This window comes from Hydrogeniiclostridium mannosilyticum, from assembly GCF_003268275.1.
Taxonomy (GTDB): domain Bacteria; phylum Bacillota; class Clostridia; order Oscillospirales; family Acutalibacteraceae; genus Hydrogeniiclostridium; species Hydrogeniiclostridium mannosilyticum.
The window spans coordinates 13388-31724 of sequence record NZ_QLYR01000010.1 but is presented as its reverse complement, the minus strand read 5'-3'; the positions used below and the strand labels follow the sequence as shown (position 1 = coordinate 31724).

Below are 18337 nucleotides of genomic sequence, written 5' to 3'. Positions count from 1 at the left end.
TCCTTGGCTCTTTGCTGTGAGGCAAAGGATGGGCGGTTAAAATAAGGAGGAGTTGTATGCCTGGTTATCAACACGCAAGCTTTACAGGAGAGTCGGTTACGCTGGAAAACAGCTTTATGAAGGCGGTTGTCTACAAAAGGCTGAGCGGCTGGGGTTTTGTTGAAATTTATACGCCGGACGGTAAGCTGATGGGCGTCCTCGACCATTTCGGCGAGGTAAAGCTGAGGGACTTTGATATCCCGCTGCGCATGGAAAGCGATAGCTACAAGCAGGATGGAAACCGGCTGGTTTTTGCCGTTAAAAGCCAGAATATTCCACAGATGCTCAGGGGCTCCAGCTTTGAAAACTGGATGAGCTATCCGTTTGAAAAGTGCCTTTCCGGTGAGGTGGCGCTGGAGCTGGCGGACACGTCCCTAAAGCTGGATTACCAGTTTAAGGCCGATGAAAACCTATATGCCAGCTATATTAAGGGGCCGTGGCTCAAGGTGGGCGAAGGTTCTTTCGGCGTTGACAAGCACGATGCCATCTTCCCCGGGGTTGAATGGAATGTGGGCCGGGAGTGGTCCAGCGGACAGGATTGGTTTAAAGATCCCTGGGCCTCCAAGTCCATCCCCTACCGCAGCAAGGTGGCGATTCCGGTGATGGCGGTCAGCCATGACGGCTGGGCTATTGGTATGGCCTATGAACCCAACAAGCGTGCTGCACGGTGGTTTAACTATCGTGAAATGTACAGTCAGCCAGTCTTTGCCTCACCGAACTTCATTGAGCGGATGGATAACCACCTTATGGGCTTGAAGCTGCCGGATGTGGAGATCGAGGCCCAGGAGAACGAGTTGATTTCTTCCGTACCGCTTGAGCTGCATTTGGATGAAAAGATTCACTTTGAGGCGGAGATTTTCCTAGCGCGCGGAACGAGTATGGATGCAATTCTGGCGGACCTGAGCCGTAAGGGGCTGCCCGACCCGGGTGCGCCGCGCTGGCCGCTTGAGAAGGCGCTGGACGTCATTGCCGAGACCTATGACAAACGTCTTTTTGAGGCAGGCGAGGGCTTCGGCGTTCGTCAGGGGGAGGCCCGCCCGCAGCCTGTCTACCCTGCTTTTTTGAAGCGGTATGCTGAAGAGCACAGGGAGACGGCGCTCGGCAGGAGCTTGCTGGAGAAAATCGCTTGGTGCGACAGCCAGAAAGCAGCCGGCCCCAAAGCGGATATTGTGCAGGAAGCAGAGCAATGGCTTGCCTGGCAGCGGGAAGACGGCGCCTATTATTTTGACCCGGATGGCCGCCATTACACAAAGGATGATTTTGTGGTTGCCCGTGCGTTTCATGAGCCCATGGGGCAGAACCAGGATACAGCGATCGATTTTTGCGCGCTTGCCGCACAGAATATGCTGGAGCTGGCGGAAAAGGTAGAGGATACGGGGCTACAGGAAAGGCTGCGGAAGGCTTCGGAGAAGGCGCTGGACTTCTGTGTGGATATGGAGCGCCCGGAGGCCGGCGACTTCTGGGAGACTCCTCTGCATGCGCCGAACCTGCTGGCAGCGGGCCACGCGGCGATTGCCTATTATATGGCCTACCGTGTGCTGGACCGCGCGGATTATTTGGAAAAAGCCCGTTATTGGATTCGCACGCTGCTGCCCTTTACCCATCTATGGGAGCCAAAGGGGAAGCCCATGCTCTATAATACAAAGCCCTGCCTTTGCTCCAGCGACTGGTTTTTTGCCAACTGGGTACGCGACCATGTGCAGTGGGAGGTCCTTACCGTGTTTGCCGCCTCCTATGAGCTCGGTTACGACTGGGCACAAATTGACCCGGAAGTGGATTGGCGTACCTATCAGCGCGGCATCACCCAAGCCGGTATGCGCTGGATGCTCGACCACAGGGAGGAAAAATGGCTGCCGCATAACCTGCCCGATACCTATGAACGCTATGCGCAGGGGGCCTTTGACGGCTGTTTCCCGGACACGCACAATGCGGTTACTGGAAATTACGGCGGCATGGTTATTCCGCCCAGGGATATTGCGGTTAATATTTACGCATTGCTGGATGCCGGCGAGAAATAATCACCGGCGCCTCATAATGGCTCTTATCCGTAAGGGCTATGCCTAAAAACAGCCGGCCCCTCCGTATGATTTGCTCATACGGAGGGGCCGGCTTTGTTCAGCAAAACCTTATAGAACGCTGGCTGCTTCCGCGTTCAGGTGGCTCCCCGGCGTTTTATCTGCGCGTACCGTCCAGAATATTTTACCCCATTGACATCTGCGCACAGCATGGTAAACTAACAGAAGAGAGGGGCTTCCTTACATGCATTGTGGGAAAGCTCCTGAAATAGGAGGGGTTGCGCGATGGCGGAAACAGAGAGGCAGAAGATGCTGCAAGCATTAAAAAAAGCGCGTGAGGCGTATGCCCAGCGGGCAGTTACAGGAGAACGGTTTATTGTCCCCAGGGCGGGAAAACGAGGCGTGGACGTTATTTTATATGAACCGAAGGAGCGCAAGGCAGGGCAGCGGCTTCCAGTGCTGTTCAACATGCACGGCGGGGCCTGGGTCGGCGGGGATGCGGTGTTGATGGATAGCTTTTGCGTGAAGCTGGCCAATGAGATTCCTGCGTTTATTGTCAATGTGAATTACACCAAGGCAGATGTGGAGCCGGTTTCATATGCGATGGAGGAGGTTTGTGACGCAGTGGCGTATTTCGCTGCTCATGCGGAGGAATATGACATTGCGGCTGAGAAAATGTCTGTCGGCGGACACAGCGCAGGCGGACAGATCGCCGCGGGGGCTGCGTTGATGCTCCGGGACGGGGGAACCCGGCTGGCTTGCCAGATGCTGGTGTACCCGGCGACAGACGTCACGGCGAAGGATACGGACGAATGGCTCCCGTTTGCATTCCCGGACGGTGCGGACAGAACGGCGTATAATTCCCCTTTGCTTGCGGCGGACGAGCGGTTGGCGGGGCTCAGCCCGGCCATTTTTATCATCTGCGGCATTGATGAGCTGCGGGCTCAGGGGATTGCCTATGCCAAGCGCCTGATTGATTTGGCGGTACCGGTAAAGATAAAGGAATATCCAAAGGCGCTGCATGGTTTTATTGAGGTCAACCGCCCGGAATATGAGGGCGACGAACGCCGTTCCCCGGAGCAGGATCTGCTCTGTAAAGACGCAGAGCGCTATTTGATTCAGGAATTGCGGGCCTGCTTTGCAGAAAAAACAGACTGAATGGCGGCATACGCAAAAAGAGGCCTCAGCGAAAAACTTGTTCCGCTGAGGCCTCTTTGGCGGGTTATAGTTATTCTTTTTCACAATAATTGCCTAAAAAGGAAAAACGCGGCAGCTCTGCGGAAAGCGCACACAGGAGCTGCGCGACCCTTTTCTCATGAATGGATCCGGTAAAATCCAGGTAAAAATCATATTCAAAATCCCGTCCGGCAATGGGACGGCTTTCAATCTTCGTAAGGTTCAGCCCGGCAGCAGCAAACCGGGCTAATATGCTGTAAAGGGAGCCCGTACGGTGGGGCAGGGAAAAGCAGAGGCTTATTTTTTGTGCTTCACTGGAAATATACAGGCTGCGGCTAATGATGATGAAGCGCGTCCGGTTGTTTTCCGCATTCTGAACATTTTCGCGCAGGACGGTCAGGCCGGCGTCTGCCGCAGCCTGTAGCGAGCAAATCGCCGCGGCCCCGGCGCCATGCTCTTTGGCGGCGAAGGCTCCCTCGGTGGTGCTGGAACAGGGGACGGGCTCCAGGCCAAGCTGGGATATGACCTCCGAGCACTGTGAAAGCGCCTGTGGGTGCGAATAAACGGCAGTAAGCGGCTGCTGTGCGGTGGGAACGGCCGGGGCCGCCAGGCACTGGTGAATGCGAAAGGTTTCCGCACCGACAATAAAGAAGCGGTACTTCAGGATGTTGTCATAGACTTCACTTACGGAGCCGGCAGAGGAGTTCTCAACGGCAACTACGCCAAAATCAGCATTGCCCTGAGCGACGGCTGAGAAAACCTCGCTGAAGGTGTGAAAGGGAAGCTGGACCCCTTGCGGAAAAAGCTCCCCGGCCGCGGCACGGGTAAAGGAGCCCGGGTCGCCGAGGCAGGCCACCGTAAAGCTGCCTTCTGGCAGCGGCGTGGCGCTTTCAAGAAGGCCGCGCAGCCTGCTGCCATCCTCCAGTAAGTTATGCTGCAGGCCGCGGCTGAGCTCCATGATATGGGTGTACAGCAGCCGTGCTTCTCCGGCATAATCCCCGGCTTGCTTCGCAACATGGTCTAAAATTTCGTTTTCACGGTCGGTGTTTAAAATCGGCAGCCCCCGCTCCTTTTTAATGGCTGCTACCTGCCTGGCGCAGGCCATCCGCTCTAAAAAAAGCGGCAGCAGGGCCTTGTCTATCTCATCGATTTTCAGACGAATTTCATTCAGCTCCATATCTATAAATGCCTCCAAGGTTTTTTGATGGTCCTGCGCCGCTGTTTACAGGGTGCGCTGGTCGCCGGCGGTTAAAAGCAAATCCAGCAGGGCCACAGCCGCGGCGGCTTCCGCAACCGGGACGGCGCGAGGGACGATGCAGGGGTCATGACGGCCGTGAACCTCCAGGGCCTCGTTGGACTGTGTGGAGAGGTTGATGCTCTCCTGTGTTAGGCTGATGGAGGAGGTCGGCTTCAGGGCTAGGCGGAACAACAGGGGCATACCCGTGGTAATGCCGCCCAGGATGCCGCCGGCATGGTTGGTTTTGGTGCGTACCTGGCCGTCCTGGTAATAGAACGGATCGTTGTTTTCGCTGCCGCGGGCCTTTGCTACTTGAAAGCCCGCGCCGAACTCGATGCCCTTTACAGCAGGAATCCCAAACAGGATGGAGGAGAGTACGGGCTCCACGCCGCCGAATAGTGGGCCGCCGATGCCGGCGGGGAAGCCGGAAACAGCGATTTCAACCGTGCCGCCGACGCTGTTTCGAGCCATGCGGGCCTCCTCAATGACGGCTCGCATTTGGGTTTCGGCATCCGGGCGAATAACCGGAAAATACTCCCGAGAGAGACGGTCCAACAGCGAGCTCGGAATTTCTACTTCCGGAAAGGCCTCGTCAAAGCTGCTGCCGACGGAAAGCACATGCCCGCCGATATGCACACCGCGCTGCAGCAGAATCTGGCGGCATACGGCGCCGGCAGCGCAGAGACAGGCGGTCAGGCGCCCGGAAAAATGCCCGCCTCCGCGGACATCATTGTGCCCGCCATAGCGCAAAAAGGCGGTGTAGTCGGCGTGCCCGGGGCGAGGGACAAGGGCAAGGTTGGCATAGTCCTGTGAACGGGTGTTCGTGTTTTCAATCAGTATGCAGAGCGGTGCGCCGGTGGTATGATTATCCAGCACGCCGCTGGCAAAGCGCGGCGTATCGGCTTCTTTACGAGGCGTAGAGCTTTTGTCCCGCCCGGGAGCCCGGCGGGCCATTTGGGCCTCGATATCCTCCATACAGAGGGGAACGCCGGCGGGAAGACCGTCCAGCACGGCGCCGATGGCCGGCCCATGGCTTTCACCAAAGATGGATAGCTTGATATTAGTTCCCCAGGACGACGTTGCTGACATGGGCGTTTCCTCCTAACGATGTGTAATCCCGGAAAAAACCGGGGTAGCTTTTTTGGATGCTGGCAGGGTCCGAGATGGAGATGGGGCCGGCGGCGTTCAGGGCGGCAATGGCAAAGGACATGACGATGCGGTGGTCGTTATATCCGTTCACACTACCGCCTGCCAGGGTGTTTCGGCCCGGGGCTCCAATCGCCAGGCTGTCCGGCGTCTGTGTAACCGGGCAGCCAAGCCTTTGCAGGCCCTCGGCCATTGCCGCGAGGCGGTCGCATTCTTTCAGACGTACGCGGGCGGCATTTTCAAGATGGGTTCGGCCCTGGCAATAGGCGCCGAGTACGGATAGAATCGGTACGAGGTCCGGAATTTGAGCGGCGTCAATGGTGAGGCCGTTTAGCTCGCCGGAAAGGCAAAAAAGGGCGCCATCCTCCCAGCGAAGCCGTGCGCCGAACTGCGCCAGCAGCGCCTCAATGGCACGATCTCCCTGGCGGGAAACAGGATTCAGCCCGGAAACGCCGATTTTGGAACCCAGCGCCCCGGCTGCCAGAAAGAAAGCGGCTTGGGACCAATCCCCCTCCACGGTGTAGACGCACCCGTGGTAGTGCTGCCCGGCGGGGATCCGCCACCCGTCCTCCGTGGGTTCAACAGTGACGCCGAAATCCTTCATGACATCAATGGTCATGCCGACGTAGGCGGCACTTTCCAGCGGCGTGCTCAAATGAATGCGGCTTTCCCCATCAAGCAGGGGAAGCGCCAACAGTAACCCCGTGATGAATTGAGAGCTGATATTGCCTGGAAGCCGGTAATCACCGGCTTCCAGCTTGCCGCTGATGGAAAGCGGGAGCCCTCCCTGGGTGCGGCAGGCAACCCCGTGGAGAGGGAGCAGATCCGTATAAACGCCGACGGGCCTTTCCGGCAGGCGGCCCTGTCCGGTAAAGCGGGCCTCTACCCCCAATGCGGCGAAAATGGGAATCAAAAAACGGAGCGTGGAACCGCTCTCACAGCAGTCGATGGTACGGCTTTGACGGACAAAGCCCACCTCCGGGGCAATCGTACAAACCCATTGGTTGACGGCACTGCTGACACCTAGAGCGGACACCGCGCCAAGCGTGGCCGAGATGTCCTTTGAGAGGTCAATCGGGGCCAGCCGGCTGGGCTCCTTATTCAGCGCAGCCAGGGCGGCGCAAAGAATGGCCCGGTGGGCAACGCTCTTGGAGGGCGGGGCAGGGACAATGCCCTCTAGGCGGGCGGGAGAACAGACCGCCGGGCCTGCATGGCTTAGCTCTGTCATAAAAAAACGACCTTTCTGCAAGATTACTGCCAGGTTTAAGCGAGGGCCTTTTCGGCGAGGCGGTAAAATTCATCGTGGGAAAGCTCCTTGACGAACGACACACCGATTTTTTCCAGCAGGACAATGCGGATTGTGGAGCTGGTGCTCTTTTTATCCAAGGTTGTGGCTTTAAGTAAGGCCTCCAGCGGCGCGGGATCCCGCACGGGAAGGCCGTATTTTTGCAGAAGACCTTCAATCTGTTTAGCCGTGCCGGCCTGGGTAAGGCCGGCGGCCTCGCCGAGCCTTGCCATCAGCACCATGCCGATGCCCACTGCAAAACCATGTGAAAGCTTTTCAAAATGATAGAATTTTTCAAGCGCATGGCCGAAGGTATGGCCGAAATTCAACAACATGCGCTCTCCGGTGTCAAATTCATCGTGCTCTACGATCTGCCGTTTGATATCGACGCATTCATATAAAACAGAAGGCAAATCCGCGCGGACACCGCCGGAAAGCAGTTTCTCAAATAGTGAACGGCTGCGGATACAGCCATATTTAATAACCTCGCCCAGGCCGTCGGCAAAATAGGCGGACGGCAGAGAGGTAAGCGTATCCGGGTCGATTAGCACCAGCGCAGGCTGATGAAAGGCGCCGACGAGGTTTTTTCCCTGGGGCAGGTCCACCGCTGTTTTTCCGCCGACGGAAGAATCCACCTGGGCCAGCAGCGAGGTGGGAACCTGCACAAAGGGAACGCCTCTCAGATAGGTAGCGGCCGCAAAGCCTGCCATATCTCCGGCCACGCCGCCGCCCAGGGCCACAATAAAGTCGGTGCGCGTCAGGCCTTGCCCGGCGAGAAACGCATACATCCCCGCAACGGTGGAAAGCTGCTTGCTGCCCTCCCCGGCGGGAAAGGTGTAAAGGCTGGGCAGAAAGCCGGCTTCGGACAGGGATTTTTGCAGGGCGGCGGCATAGAGCGGCGCGGTGTTGCTGTCTGCAATTACGGCGGCCCGGCGCCCTGCGGCAAAGAGGGAACGGCAGAGCTTCCCCGCATGGGAAAGGCAGCCGTGTTCAATCAGAATTTTATAGGGGGAGGAGGTGTTGACAAGAAGTTCCATATAAAAGCTCCTTTCAAGAGCAGAATGCTCATTACGAGCCGGCTTTATTCGCCGAGCTCTTCCTTGACCAGCCGGCCTTGCCGGAGCAGCTCCCGCAGCCGGTCGCGGTCACGGCTGTCAACCGCTTGCCGGATGAGCGAAAGATGCCGGATCAGGGTTTCCAGCTCTGCGGACAGCGGGGCAGCATTGTCCAAGAATAGCTCGCTCCACAGCTCCTCGTTAATATTTGCCACCCGGGAGACATCCCGGTAGCTGCCCGCTGAAAAGCCCTTATGCCGGGGACAGCAGGGGCTCATCACATAGGCGCAGGCGAGCGCGTGCGGCACCTGGCTGGTAAAGGCAATGAGGCGGTCGTGGTCCTCCGGCGTGGTTTCAACCGAGGCGGAGAAGCCGAGCGGCATGGTCGTGCGCTTCAGCTCCGCCACCGCTTCGGCGGCAGCCCCGCAGGGGGTCAGGATAAAGCTGGCGCCCAAGAACAGATCGGCATCGCTCATGACAAAGCCGTTCCGTTCCCGTCCGGCCATAGGATGGGCCCCGATAAAGGTAAAGCCGTAGGATGCGGCCAGCTGCGGCATTTGGGCACAAATTTCCGTTTTGATGCCGCAGGTATCTGTGACAATGCAGCCGGGAGCGATAAAACAGCCGTATTCCCGAATAAAATCAATGGCGGCCTGGGGGTAGAGGCAGAGATAAATCAGGCTGGCCTGCGCCAATTGCGCGGGGGTGATAGCCTCGTCAATCGCGCCGCAGTCAAGCGCCTCGCGCATAACGGCAGTATCGCGGTCCAGGCCTAGAACACGGTGGGGCGTGTATTTTTGAAAGGCCTTGGCAATAGAGCCGCCAATTAGGCCTAACCCAACAACAGCAACGGTTTTGCAGCCGGTGGTGTTCATGGCTCAGTCCACCTGCTTGCCAAAGGCCTTGGCGGCGGCAAAGATTTTTGCGGCCGTATGATCGAACTGGTCCGGCGTTAGGGACTGCGCGCCGTCGGAGAGTGCCTTGGCGGGGTTGTTGTGCACCTCGATGATCAGGCCGTCTGCCCCGGCGGCTACGGCGGCCAGCGCCAGCGGCTCGACCAGCCAGGCGATGCCGGAGGCATGGCTGGGGTCTACAACCACGGGCAGATGAGAAAGCCTTTTTAAAATCGGCACTGCGGAGATATCCAGTGTGTTGCGGGTATAGGTCTCATAGGTGCGAATGCCGCGTTCGCACAGGATAACCTGTTCGTTGCCGCCCGCCATGATGTATTCGGCGCTCATCAGCAGCTCCTCAATGGTGCTGGACAGGCCGCGCTTGAGCAGAATAGGCTTGTTGATTTTTCCAAGCGCTTTCAGCAGCTCGAAGTTCTGCATATTGCGTGCGCCGACCTGAATGATATCGACATCCTCGAAAAGGGGTAAGTGGTTGATGCTCATAATCTCTGTGACGATTGGAAGGCCGGTTTTTGCCCGCGCCTCCTGCAGCAGTTCAATCCCCTCTGCCTTCAGGCCCTGGAAGGAGTAGGGCGAGGTGCGGGGCTTAAAGGCGCCGCCGCGAAGGAATTGGGCGCCGGCGGCCTTGACGCGCTCAGCGATGCCGCAGATCTGTTCCTCGCATTCAACGGAGCAGGGACCCGCGATGATGGAAAGCCCGCCTCCGCCGATTTTCTGCCCGCCGGGCAGGGTGATAACGGTGTCCCCCGGGTGGAATTTACGGTTGGCCTTTTTGTAAGGCTCCTGCACGCGCTTGACGCTTTCGACAAAGTCCTGCGCGGAGATATAGTCGATATCGATCGCGGTGGTGTCGCCAATAAGGCCCAGAACCGTGCTCTGAGTACCCACCCAGGTATTGACGGATACGTCGTAGTCGCGCTTAAGCGCCTCTGTAAAATGCACGAGCTGTTCCTTGGTGCAGTTGGGTTTTAAGACAATAATCATAAGTGCTTTCCTCCATCATTCAATTTTTCATAAGCAGTTCAATCATCAGTTTGCGGAAAATTGTTATAAAAAAACAACGGGGCTGTTGCCAGCTCCGTTGCCCGATGATAATCGTCTGTTTCAGCTTACGGCTTTAAAACCGTGCTGCTGTTAATGGGCTTGCAAGGAGTTTGAACAGCTTTTTTTACACGCAGAAAAATCCCGCGCAAAATAGCGGGGATAAAAATAGCCTGTAAATCGAGTGTCCAAAGCTGTCAAATGCATAAAATACTCCTATCAAACATCGTTTACTACTTTTACTATAATACAGGGCGGCGGCCTTTGTCAAGAAAAAATTAAGAACCGGCTTGGCGGCGGCAGTCCTTGGCGTCGGAGCAGTAAGCGGCGATTTCGCCGGCTACCGCTCCGATGGGCTGCGCGGCGTTGACAATGTGGTCGGCCACTTCACGGTACAGCGGAAGGCGCTCTGTGTAAAGCCGGAGGATTGCCTCATCCCGGTCGGGGCGCTGTAAAAGCGGACGGGATTTGTCGTTTTTCAACCGTTCTCGAATAGCGGCAAGCGGCGCGTCCAGCAAAAAGATGGTGCCGGTCCGGCGCAGTACGCCTGCGTTTTCTGCTGAAAGCAGGGTTCCGCCGCCGGTGGAGAGCACCAGGCCCTGCTGCCCGGAAAGCTGGCGGCAGGCCTCTCGCTCCAGGTTCCGGAAAAAAGCTTCTCCCTCCTGTGCAAAAATGGCTGAAATCCGCCGCCCCTGCCGTTTTTCAATCCATTGATCCATGTCAATAAAATCCATTTTCAGGATTTGCGCAAGCCTGCGGCCAACCGTGCTTTTGCCGCACCCCATAAAACCGCACAGGACAATATTCTTCATTGGGAGGCTCCGTTCTTTTGGCCAAAAAGCTGCTCCATGCGTGCAAGGGCATCCTTGCCAAGCTGAACGAGCGCCCCATCCTCATAGGAGGCGCCGTCCCATATTTTATGCGACGCGGCAGCCTGCCCGACCAGCATGTCCATGCCGTGTACGGCGGGAATGCCGTATTGCCCGGCTATTTGCAGCAGCCGGGTGTTGTGCGGGTTATAGACGGCGTCAAATACGGCTTTGCAGTGCCTGACAACGGTTTCGCTGACAGGGGTGTCGTCGCTGCGCGGGTACATGCCGGCACTGGTGCCGTTTACAAGCAGGTCGTAACCGTCTTCACGCAGGCCGTTCGCCGCCCATCTTCCCTGCTCAAGGCGGTCAAAGGTGGTAATTTTAAGACGGCCTTTTTTTCCGCGGATGCGCAGGTCCTTTTCAAGGTCGTCGCGCAGGGCCTCGGCCTTCCACAGGCTGTTCTCGCGGGTGACGAGGGTAATGTCCGGCTCGGCGCAAACCGTGGCGGCCTCATAGGCCATCACACGGGAAACGCCGCCGCAGCCCAGAACCATGATATGGCCCGCCAGCGCAACGCCAGCATGCTCCAGGGCATAGCGAAAACCGGCGCCGTCGGTGGTATAGCCCACCAAACGCCCGTTTTCCTTCTTTACCGTGTTGACAGAGCCGAAGAAGGCGGCTTTTGCATCGAGAACGTCAAGTAAGGGGATAATTGCCTGCTTGTGGGGAATGGTTACATTAAAGCCGTCCAGCAGCCGTAGCTTCGGCAAAGCGCCCGCCAGGGCGCCCGGCGCAATGTCCATGGTTTCATAGGCCGCGGGAGCTCCGTACAGGTCAAAAAGGCGCTCGTTGAGAAAAGGGGACATGGAGTGTTCAATTGGGTGGCCTATAACGGCAAATTTTCGATTTGTCAAGATGAATCGCCTCACATAAAAATAGTATTAATTTCAAAATATATATTGACAAAGAAGGAGTTTGCTAATAATATGTGGATAAGACAGCTTGCGTTGAGCTGCCTTTTTAACAGGCAACTCTAGAAGTGTATTGTACCAAATCTAACAAGCTTTGTCTATGGGCTTGTGCCCGCGCAGTGGATTCTGTGTGTTTTTACAATTTTATGGTGAAGGAGGGAAAACTTATGGTACTGGAGAAAGTTAAGGCAATATTAAGCGAGCAGTTTGACGTGGAAGAGGATACCATTACTCCTGAAACCCTGATTGCCGATGACCTGGGAGCGGATTCTCTGGATGTCGTGGACCTGTTGATGTCGATTGAAGACGAATTCGAGATTGAAATCCCCGACGAGGAGATTGACAACATCAAGACAGTCGGTGAGCTTGTAAAGTATATTGAAGAACACGCCTAAAACGGGAACCGGCTGCCGGGTTCCGTCCTGCGAAAATACGGTTGCGGCCCGGCTTGGCGCTGGGCTGTAAAAATCCGCTGTACAATTTGTACAGCGGATTTTTTTACTTGAAATGTGCCGGTATATCCGATATAATGAAAGAGCTTTATTTCCGGTTATTTTTGGCATCCGGTTACCCGGACGATGAAAAGCTGGGGGAGGGAAGGTTTAGGCTTCGGCATACCGAAAAATTTTTTCTCGGGGGATCATTTTTTTGAAAACGGGAAAATGATTGCTTTGAAGCTTTTGGCCCTGCTACCCGGAGCATTGTCTCTCGGTTTGCGCCGCCCCAGCAGAAGGGTGCAGAAAAAGGGCCGGAGATTCCTTTGAAAAGCCGCGCGCTTGTAGGGCAGCCTGGGCGCCATGCGAAAATGTAGGTTCGGCCGGCTTGGCCAGACGGGAGGCGCCCATTCCCGTTCCGCAGCAATATCAGGCAGCCAACACAATAAAAAAGGAGTGTTAAAGCATTGGGTGAATTTAGTTTTTTAACCGACGGCGTTACCTTTGTGGTCAACAACCCGAAAACCCTTGTCATGTGGCTGATTGGCGGGCTGCTGATCTGGCTGGCGATCAAAAAGGATTTTGAGCCGGCCCTGCTCCTGCCGATGGGCTTCGGCGCCATTTTGGTCAACCTGCCGCTGCCGGGTGTGCTGGGAGAAAACGGCATTGTGCAGTGGCTTTATGAGAAGGGAATTGCCGCTTCGGAGGCATTTCCGCTGCTTTTGTTTGTGGGCATCGGCGCGATGATCGACTTTGGCCCCCTGCTCAGCAACCCGCGCATGCTGTTGTTTGGCGGCGCGGCACAGTTTGGCATTTTCTTCACGGTGGTGCTGGCGGTGCTGCTGGGGTTCCCGCTGAAGGATGCAATGAGCGCCGGCGTAATCGGCGCGGCGGACGGCCCGACCTCCATTATGGTGGCCCAAAAGCTGGGCAGCGAGTATTTTGGCGCGATTACGGTGGCAGCCTATTCGTACATGGCGCTGGTTCCAATCATCCAGCCGTTTGCAATCCGTCTGGTGACTACGCATAAGGAACGCACCATCCGCATGCCTTATAATCCTTCGCACGTGAGCAAGTCCACGCGGATTCTCTTCCCGATCATTGTAACAATTATCGCCGGCCTGATTGCGCCCGATTCACTGGCGCTGGTGGGCTTCCTGATGTTCGGTAACCTGATCCGCGAATGCGGGCGCCTGGAGAATTTGTCGCAGACGGCGCAGGGGCCGCTGGCAAACCTGATTACCATATTCCTTGGCGTCACCATCGCCTTCCAGATGCAGGCCGACAAGTTCCTCTCAGTGGGCACGCTGATGATTATGGGCCTGGGGCTGATTGCGTTTATTTTCGACACGGTCGGCGGGGTGCTGTTTGCCAAGCTGCTTAATATTTTCCTGCCGAAAAATAAGAAAATCAACCCAATGGTCGGCGGCGCCGGAATTTCAGCGTTCCCCATGTCGGCGCGCGTCATTCAGAAAATGGCGCTGAAGGAGGACAACCAGAACCATTTGCTGATGCACGCGGTCGGCGCGAACGTCGCAGGTCAGATAGGCTCCGTGGTAGCGGGCGGGATTATCCTTTCGCTTGCGCGCCTCTGGGGCATGATGTAAGAACGGCGGAGGTGTAAGGATATGATGAATTTTTTTGCGCTGGCGACAGCGTTTCGCAGCATATTGGGCGACGTACAGAGCGAGGATATTTGGAAATCTTTAGAGCTGATGGGCAAAGGCATGCTGGGCATCTTCATTGTCATGGTGTTGATCTTTCTGCTCATTGTGGTTCTGAACCGTTTTACAAAGAAGAAAGAAGAATAATTTGCAGGGAATATCCCCAATGAAACTATAAAGAAACTGGTGAGCGTAAATGGCAGAACAAAAAAAGATGGTCGAGGCAATTACCCCCATGGAGGAGGACTTTGCCCAATGGTACACGGATATTGTTAAAAAGGCAGAGCTGATGGATTACAGCAGTGTGCGCGGCTGTATGGTGATAGAGCCGTATGGCTTTGCACTTTGGGAGAATATTCAGCATTTTCTGGACACCCGCTTTAAAGAACTGGGCCATGAGAATGTGGCAATGCCGCTTTTTATCCCGGAAAGCCTGCTTCAGCGGGAGAAGGACCACGTTGAGGGCTTTGCGCCGGAGGTGGCCTGGGTGACGATGGGCGGCAGCGAACAGCTGGAGGAACGCCTCTGTGTACGCCCTACCTCGGAGACATTGTTCTGTGACCACTACGCCAAGGTCATTCATTCCTGGCGGGACCTGCCCAAGCTCTATAACCAGTGGTGCAGCGTTGTGCGCTGGGAAAAAACGACCCGCCCATTCCTGCGCAGTGTGGAATTTTACTGGCAGGAGGGCCACACCATGCACGAGACCGCCGAGGAGGCAAAGGCGGAGACGGAGCGCATGCTCAACGTCTATGCCGGTTTCTGCGAGCAGCAGCTGGCTATCCCGGTCATCAAGGGCCGCAAGACGGACAAGGAAAAATTCGCAGGCGCAGAGGCAACCTATACCATCGAGGCGATGATGCACGACGGTAAGGCGCTGCAGAGCGGTACCAGCCATTATTTTGGCGATGGCTTTGCGCGTGCCTTCAATGTGACCTTCCAGGGCCGCGACAACTCCATTAATTATCCTCACCAGACCTCGTGGGGAATGAGCACGCGCATTATCGGCGGCATCATCATGACGCACGGCGACAATAACGGCCTGGTGCTGCCGCCGGCGGTCGCGCCGGTTCAGGTGGTTGTGCTGCCGGTTGCCCAGCATAAGCCGGGCGTGCTGGATAAGGCCTATGAGCTGCGTGACCGCTTAAAGGGTTCTTTCCGGGTCAAGGTAGACGACGGCGAGCAGAGCCCCGGCTGGAAGTTCGCTCAATATGAGATGAAGGGCGTCCCGCTCCGGCTGGAAATCGGACCCAAGGATATGGAAAAGGGCCAGTGCGTGCTGGTTCGCAGAACAGACCGGGAGAAGATTTTTGTTCCGCTTGATCAGCTGGAGGCCCGCATCGCGGAGCAGCTGGATATTGTCCGGCAGCAGATGTACGACCGCGCGCTGGAACGCCGCGAGAGCATGACTTATGCGGCGGGGACCCTGGAGGAGATGAAGCGTACGGCAGATGAAAAGCCGGGCTTTATCAAGGCCATGTGGTGCGGAGAACTGGCCTGTGAGGAAAAGCTGAAGGAGGTTGCCGGCGTAAGTTCGCGCTGCATCCCGTTTGAGCAGGAAAAGGTGGGCGATGTCTGCGTTTGCTGCGGCAGGCCCGCAAAATCAATGGTTTATTGGGGAAAAGCGTATTGACAGCCTTGTAATATCAAAGACACATTGCAGGGAGGCCGGGAAGGCCTCCTTTTTGCATCGCATGCCGGTTGCCTATGGGGAGCGCCTTTTTCTTTCATGCCGGATTTTACTGCCTGGCTGATAATGCTTTTTTACGCCCGGACGCCTTGACGCCAAAGACAGCGGCAGGCCTCACGGGAAGCTTTTGACAGGGCGAGAAAAAGGAAGGGAATCTTTGTAACCTTTTTACCCTTTTGTCCGTTTTTTCTATATACGAATCTATAAAGTATGCTATTTACAGCTTAACACAGGTTAACAGGAGGAGCTTCAACCATGAAAAAGACACAGGGCTTGCGGGCAAGAAACTTTTTTCAGATATTTGCGGGGCTTTTAATAGGCACGGCGTTAACGGCTGCCTTGACCCAGTGCGGCGTACCGGCCGACAGGCAGCCGGAAAAGGCCGTCTATGAGTCTCAGCCGCCGAAAACGGACGTCTCGCAGCCGCTGCAGGACGACGGAGATTGGAACTTGATTCTTGTAAACGAGGACCATCCGCTGCCGGAGTCCTTTTCCGTGGATTGCTCCCAGGTGAGCGGAGGAACCATTGACACACGGATTGCCGGAGCGCTGCAAAACATGATTGCGGCGGGGGAGCAGGACGGCGTATCCATTTATGTTTCTTCAGGTTATCGCAGTGTGGATCGCCAGCGGGCTTTGTTTGACCGTGCGGTTCAGCAAAACCTTGCAAAAGGTATGGACTGGGAGCTGGCGGATGCAACCGCCGCCAAGTCTATAGCGCGTCCGGGAAGAAGTGAGCACAATACCGGGCTGGCGGTGGATCTGAACGGCGTTACGGAGGATTTTGACACGACGGCGGAGTACCGCTGGCTGCAAGAAAATGCGGAAGATTTTGGTTTTATTCTCCGGTTCCCCGCGGATAAGGAGTCCGTTACCGGTATTCGCTTTGAACCGTGGCATTACCGCTATGTGGGGGTAGAGCATGCTAAGGAGATGAATCGTCTGGGCATGTGCTTGGAGGAGTACATAGACTATTTAAATGCACAGAAGTAAGGCGTTACTTTAAAAGCCGCTTATAGGGCATCCGGCGTGTGACAGACGGCCGGGTGCCTTTTTTATCCGCCTGCAAAAAATCGGAAAGGCCGCTGTAACCTTTTTACCCGTCCGAACGTATAGACAATAGGAGAAAACGAGCCCGGCTGATGGCGGCAGGTAATTGCTGCCTAAACATTCAATTAAAAAAGAAGAAGGATGGATTATGAAATTTATTTGTCTGTCAGAAGAAGAATTTAAGAGCGTCCAGGATAGAATGCCGGGCAGCTCTTTTTACCAAACGGTGGGGTGGGCCGGGGTCAAGGCAGAAAACGGCTGGAGTTGTTTTTATGTAGGCGTCCTGCGGGGTGAAAAGCTGGCGGCCTGTGCTTTGATACTGTCAAAGGAACTTTTTATGGGAAGGAAAATGTATTATGCTCCCCGCGGCCCGCTGCTGGATTGTTGGGACGAGGAGCTGCTGTCCTTTTTCACAGGCGAGCTCGGAAAATTTTTAAAGGGCAGGGGGCGGGGAATCCTGCTGAAGATAGATCCCCTGGTTGCATACAGGGAGTGTATGGGCCCGGAAAAAAGCGCAGGCAAGGGCATCTGCCTTCAGCTGATAAACCTGGGCTACAGGCATCAGGGCTTTACGGTCGGTTATTCTCCCGAGGCTCAATTCCGGTGGAGCTACTGCCTGGATATTAGAAAATCGCGGGAAGAGGTGTTGGCTGGAATGGATCAACGGTGCAGGCGGTGCATCCGCAAGGCGGAGAAATACCCCTTGACGACGGTAGATGTGGATGCGTCTAATATTGACGATTTTAAGGCCATTATGGCGCACACAGCCGCCCGGCAAAATCGCTTTGATCGTTCCAAGCAGTATTATCTGAGCCTGAAACGCCATTTAGGGGACCGGGTAAAGATGGTCATGGTGTATCTTGACCGAAAACAGTATTTAGAGGGCCATGTGCAGGACAAGCTTTATGAACAGGTAAAAAGGGAAAACAGCGCGCGGGTTCCTCTGTCGGCAGGAGTGTTTATTCTGGATGCGGACAGAATGAATTATGTATACGGCGGCGCCTACGCTCACTATATGCCGCTCATGGCGCAATATAAGCTACAGATGGATATGATTATGTTTTCGATGGAGAAAAAGTTGAGCCTTTACGATTTTGGCGGCATCAGCGGCGACTTCAGAAAAGATTCTCCCAACTATGGCGTCTATGAATTTAAAAGAGGTTTCGGCGGCTTTGTGGTTGAATATATTGGGGAATTTGACCTGGTGCTCCGGCCCGGACTGTACCAGCTTTACAGCAGAGGATACCGGCTTTACAGAGGAATCAAAAAGACAGGTGCCTTTGCTCGAAATAGATTTTTCATAAAAAGAAGAGCCTGCCCGGCGCTGAGAGCCGGGTGTCCCCCAAAAATATAAATAACGCTGTAACCTTTTTGTGTTAATGGACGTTTTATTGGTGAAATGAATTTCAGAAAAACACGGTTATTCCTTGAAAGGAGCTGTTGATATGCATGTTAAGCGCCGCTTTACGGCAGCGGTGGTTGCAGCCGGCGGACTGCTGCTTTTAGCCGTTTTTATTGGAGTGCAGCAGTTCCACTCGGTGAACCGGGACGAAATAGGAAGAGAACATTTTTTCTCCCCGGAGAAGCCGGCGCGGCTGGGAATCAGAAACAGAGAAGAAACGCAAGCTGTTGCACTTCAGGCAATCCTGGAAAACAAAACAGTACTCGTAGTGCTGGTTCAGGAAGAAGAGCGCCATTGCCCGGCGGCGCCCGGCCCTATTGAGGCGGAGCAGACAAAAACGGAGCAATCTGCTGCAGGGCCGGCCCTGCAGCGGGTGGAGGCTTGCCGGCTGGCGGGATGAACCGGG

At 55.7% G+C, this 18337-nt stretch carries 17 protein-coding genes; 9 read left to right on the top strand and 8 right to left on the bottom strand.

Annotation, left to right across the window (positions count from 1 at the left end; all coding sequences use genetic code 11):
• The first annotated feature begins 56 nt into the window (after positions 1–56).
• Positions 57–2057: a hypothetical protein gene (locus DPQ25_RS11910; RefSeq protein ID WP_112333403.1), complete on the top strand. Its 2001-nt coding sequence runs from the start codon at positions 57–59 to the stop codon at positions 2055–2057.
• Positions 2058–2339: 282 nt separating this feature from the next.
• The gene (locus DPQ25_RS11900) at positions 2340–3212 is read left to right on the top strand and encodes an alpha/beta hydrolase (protein WP_112333401.1); all 873 of its coding nucleotides are present in this window, start codon (positions 2340–2342) and stop codon (positions 3210–3212) included.
• A 70-nt stretch (positions 3213–3282) separates the two neighbouring features.
• Here the strand turns inward: DPQ25_RS11900 and DPQ25_RS11895 are convergent, their stop codons facing one another.
• The 8 genes from DPQ25_RS11895 to DPQ25_RS11860 all read right to left on the bottom strand — a co-directional run bounded on the left by DPQ25_RS11895 (position 3283) and on the right by DPQ25_RS11860 (position 11634).
• The gene (locus DPQ25_RS11895) at positions 3283–4407 is read right to left on the bottom strand and encodes a bifunctional chorismate mutase/prephenate dehydratase (RefSeq protein ID WP_112333400.1); all 1125 of its coding nucleotides are present in this window, start codon (positions 4405–4407) and stop codon (positions 3283–3285) included.
• Positions 4408–4452: 45 nt separating this feature from the next.
• A complete protein-coding gene (gene aroC, locus DPQ25_RS11890) occupies positions 4453–5556 on the bottom strand; it encodes a chorismate synthase (RefSeq protein ID WP_112333399.1) in 1104 nt (367 codons plus the stop codon).
• Positions 5528–6841, bottom strand: coding sequence for a 3-phosphoshikimate 1-carboxyvinyltransferase (aroA, locus tag DPQ25_RS11885; RefSeq protein ID WP_112333398.1), 1314 nt, complete (start codon positions 6839–6841; stop codon positions 5528–5530). The genes aroC and aroA overlap by 29 nt, the downstream gene beginning before the upstream one ends.
• Before the next feature lie 35 nt (positions 6842–6876).
• On the bottom strand, positions 6877–7935 hold the full coding sequence (aroB, locus tag DPQ25_RS11880; protein ID WP_112333397.1) for a 3-dehydroquinate synthase: 1059 nt from the start codon (positions 7933–7935) through the stop codon (positions 6877–6879).
• 44 nt (positions 7936–7979) lie between these two features.
• A complete protein-coding gene (locus DPQ25_RS11875) occupies positions 7980–8828 on the bottom strand; it encodes a prephenate dehydrogenase (protein WP_112333396.1) in 849 nt (282 codons plus the stop codon).
• A gap of 3 nt (positions 8829–8831) precedes the next feature.
• Positions 8832–9851, bottom strand: a complete 1020-nt coding sequence (gene aroF / locus DPQ25_RS11870; RefSeq protein ID WP_112333395.1) for a 3-deoxy-7-phosphoheptulonate synthase — start codon at positions 9849–9851, stop codon at positions 8832–8834.
• Between the two features lie 335 nt (positions 9852–10186).
• Positions 10187–10720: a shikimate kinase gene (locus tag DPQ25_RS11865; protein ID WP_112333394.1), complete on the bottom strand. Its 534-nt coding sequence runs from the start codon at positions 10718–10720 to the stop codon at positions 10187–10189.
• Positions 10717–11634 carry a shikimate dehydrogenase family protein gene (locus DPQ25_RS11860; protein ID WP_112333393.1) on the bottom strand — a complete coding sequence of 306 codons (918 nt, stop codon included), beginning with the start codon at positions 11632–11634 and terminating at the stop codon, positions 10717–10719. Before DPQ25_RS11860 ends, DPQ25_RS11865 begins: the two co-directional genes overlap by 4 nt.
• A gap of 224 nt (positions 11635–11858) precedes the next feature.
• On the opposite strand from DPQ25_RS11860, the gene acpP reads away from it, so the two are divergent.
• The 7 genes from acpP to DPQ25_RS11820 all read left to right on the top strand — a co-directional run bounded on the left by acpP (position 11859) and on the right by DPQ25_RS11820 (position 18331).
• A complete protein-coding gene (gene acpP, locus DPQ25_RS11855; RefSeq protein WP_112333392.1) occupies positions 11859–12086 on the top strand; it encodes an acyl carrier protein in 228 nt (75 codons plus the stop codon).
• Positions 12087–12592: 506 nt separating this feature from the next.
• On the top strand, positions 12593–13732 hold the full coding sequence (locus tag DPQ25_RS11845) for a sodium ion-translocating decarboxylase subunit beta (protein ID WP_407928166.1): 1140 nt from the start codon (positions 12593–12595) through the stop codon (positions 13730–13732).
• A 21-nt stretch (positions 13733–13753) separates the two neighbouring features.
• The gene (locus DPQ25_RS11840; protein WP_112333390.1) at positions 13754–13936 is read left to right on the top strand and encodes an OadG-related small transporter subunit; all 183 of its coding nucleotides are present in this window, start codon (positions 13754–13756) and stop codon (positions 13934–13936) included.
• Positions 13937–13985: 49 nt separating this feature from the next.
• Entirely contained in the window at positions 13986–15422 is a 1437-nt protein-coding gene (gene proS / locus DPQ25_RS11835; protein ID WP_112333389.1) for a proline--tRNA ligase, read from the top strand.
• Positions 15423–15734: 312 nt separating this feature from the next.
• Positions 15735–16472 (top strand): M15 family metallopeptidase, encoded by a 738-nt coding sequence (locus tag DPQ25_RS11830; protein WP_112333388.1) that lies wholly within the window; start codon positions 15735–15737, stop codon positions 16470–16472.
• Between the two features lie 205 nt (positions 16473–16677).
• Positions 16678–17883 carry a lipid II:glycine glycyltransferase FemX gene (locus DPQ25_RS11825; RefSeq protein ID WP_112333387.1) on the top strand — a complete coding sequence of 402 codons (1206 nt, stop codon included), beginning with the start codon at positions 16678–16680 and terminating at the stop codon, positions 17881–17883.
• A 91-nt stretch (positions 17884–17974) separates the two neighbouring features.
• Positions 17975–18331 (top strand): hypothetical protein, encoded by a 357-nt coding sequence (locus tag DPQ25_RS11820; protein ID WP_112333386.1) that lies wholly within the window; start codon positions 17975–17977, stop codon positions 18329–18331.
• Positions 18332–18337 lie beyond the last annotated feature (6 nt).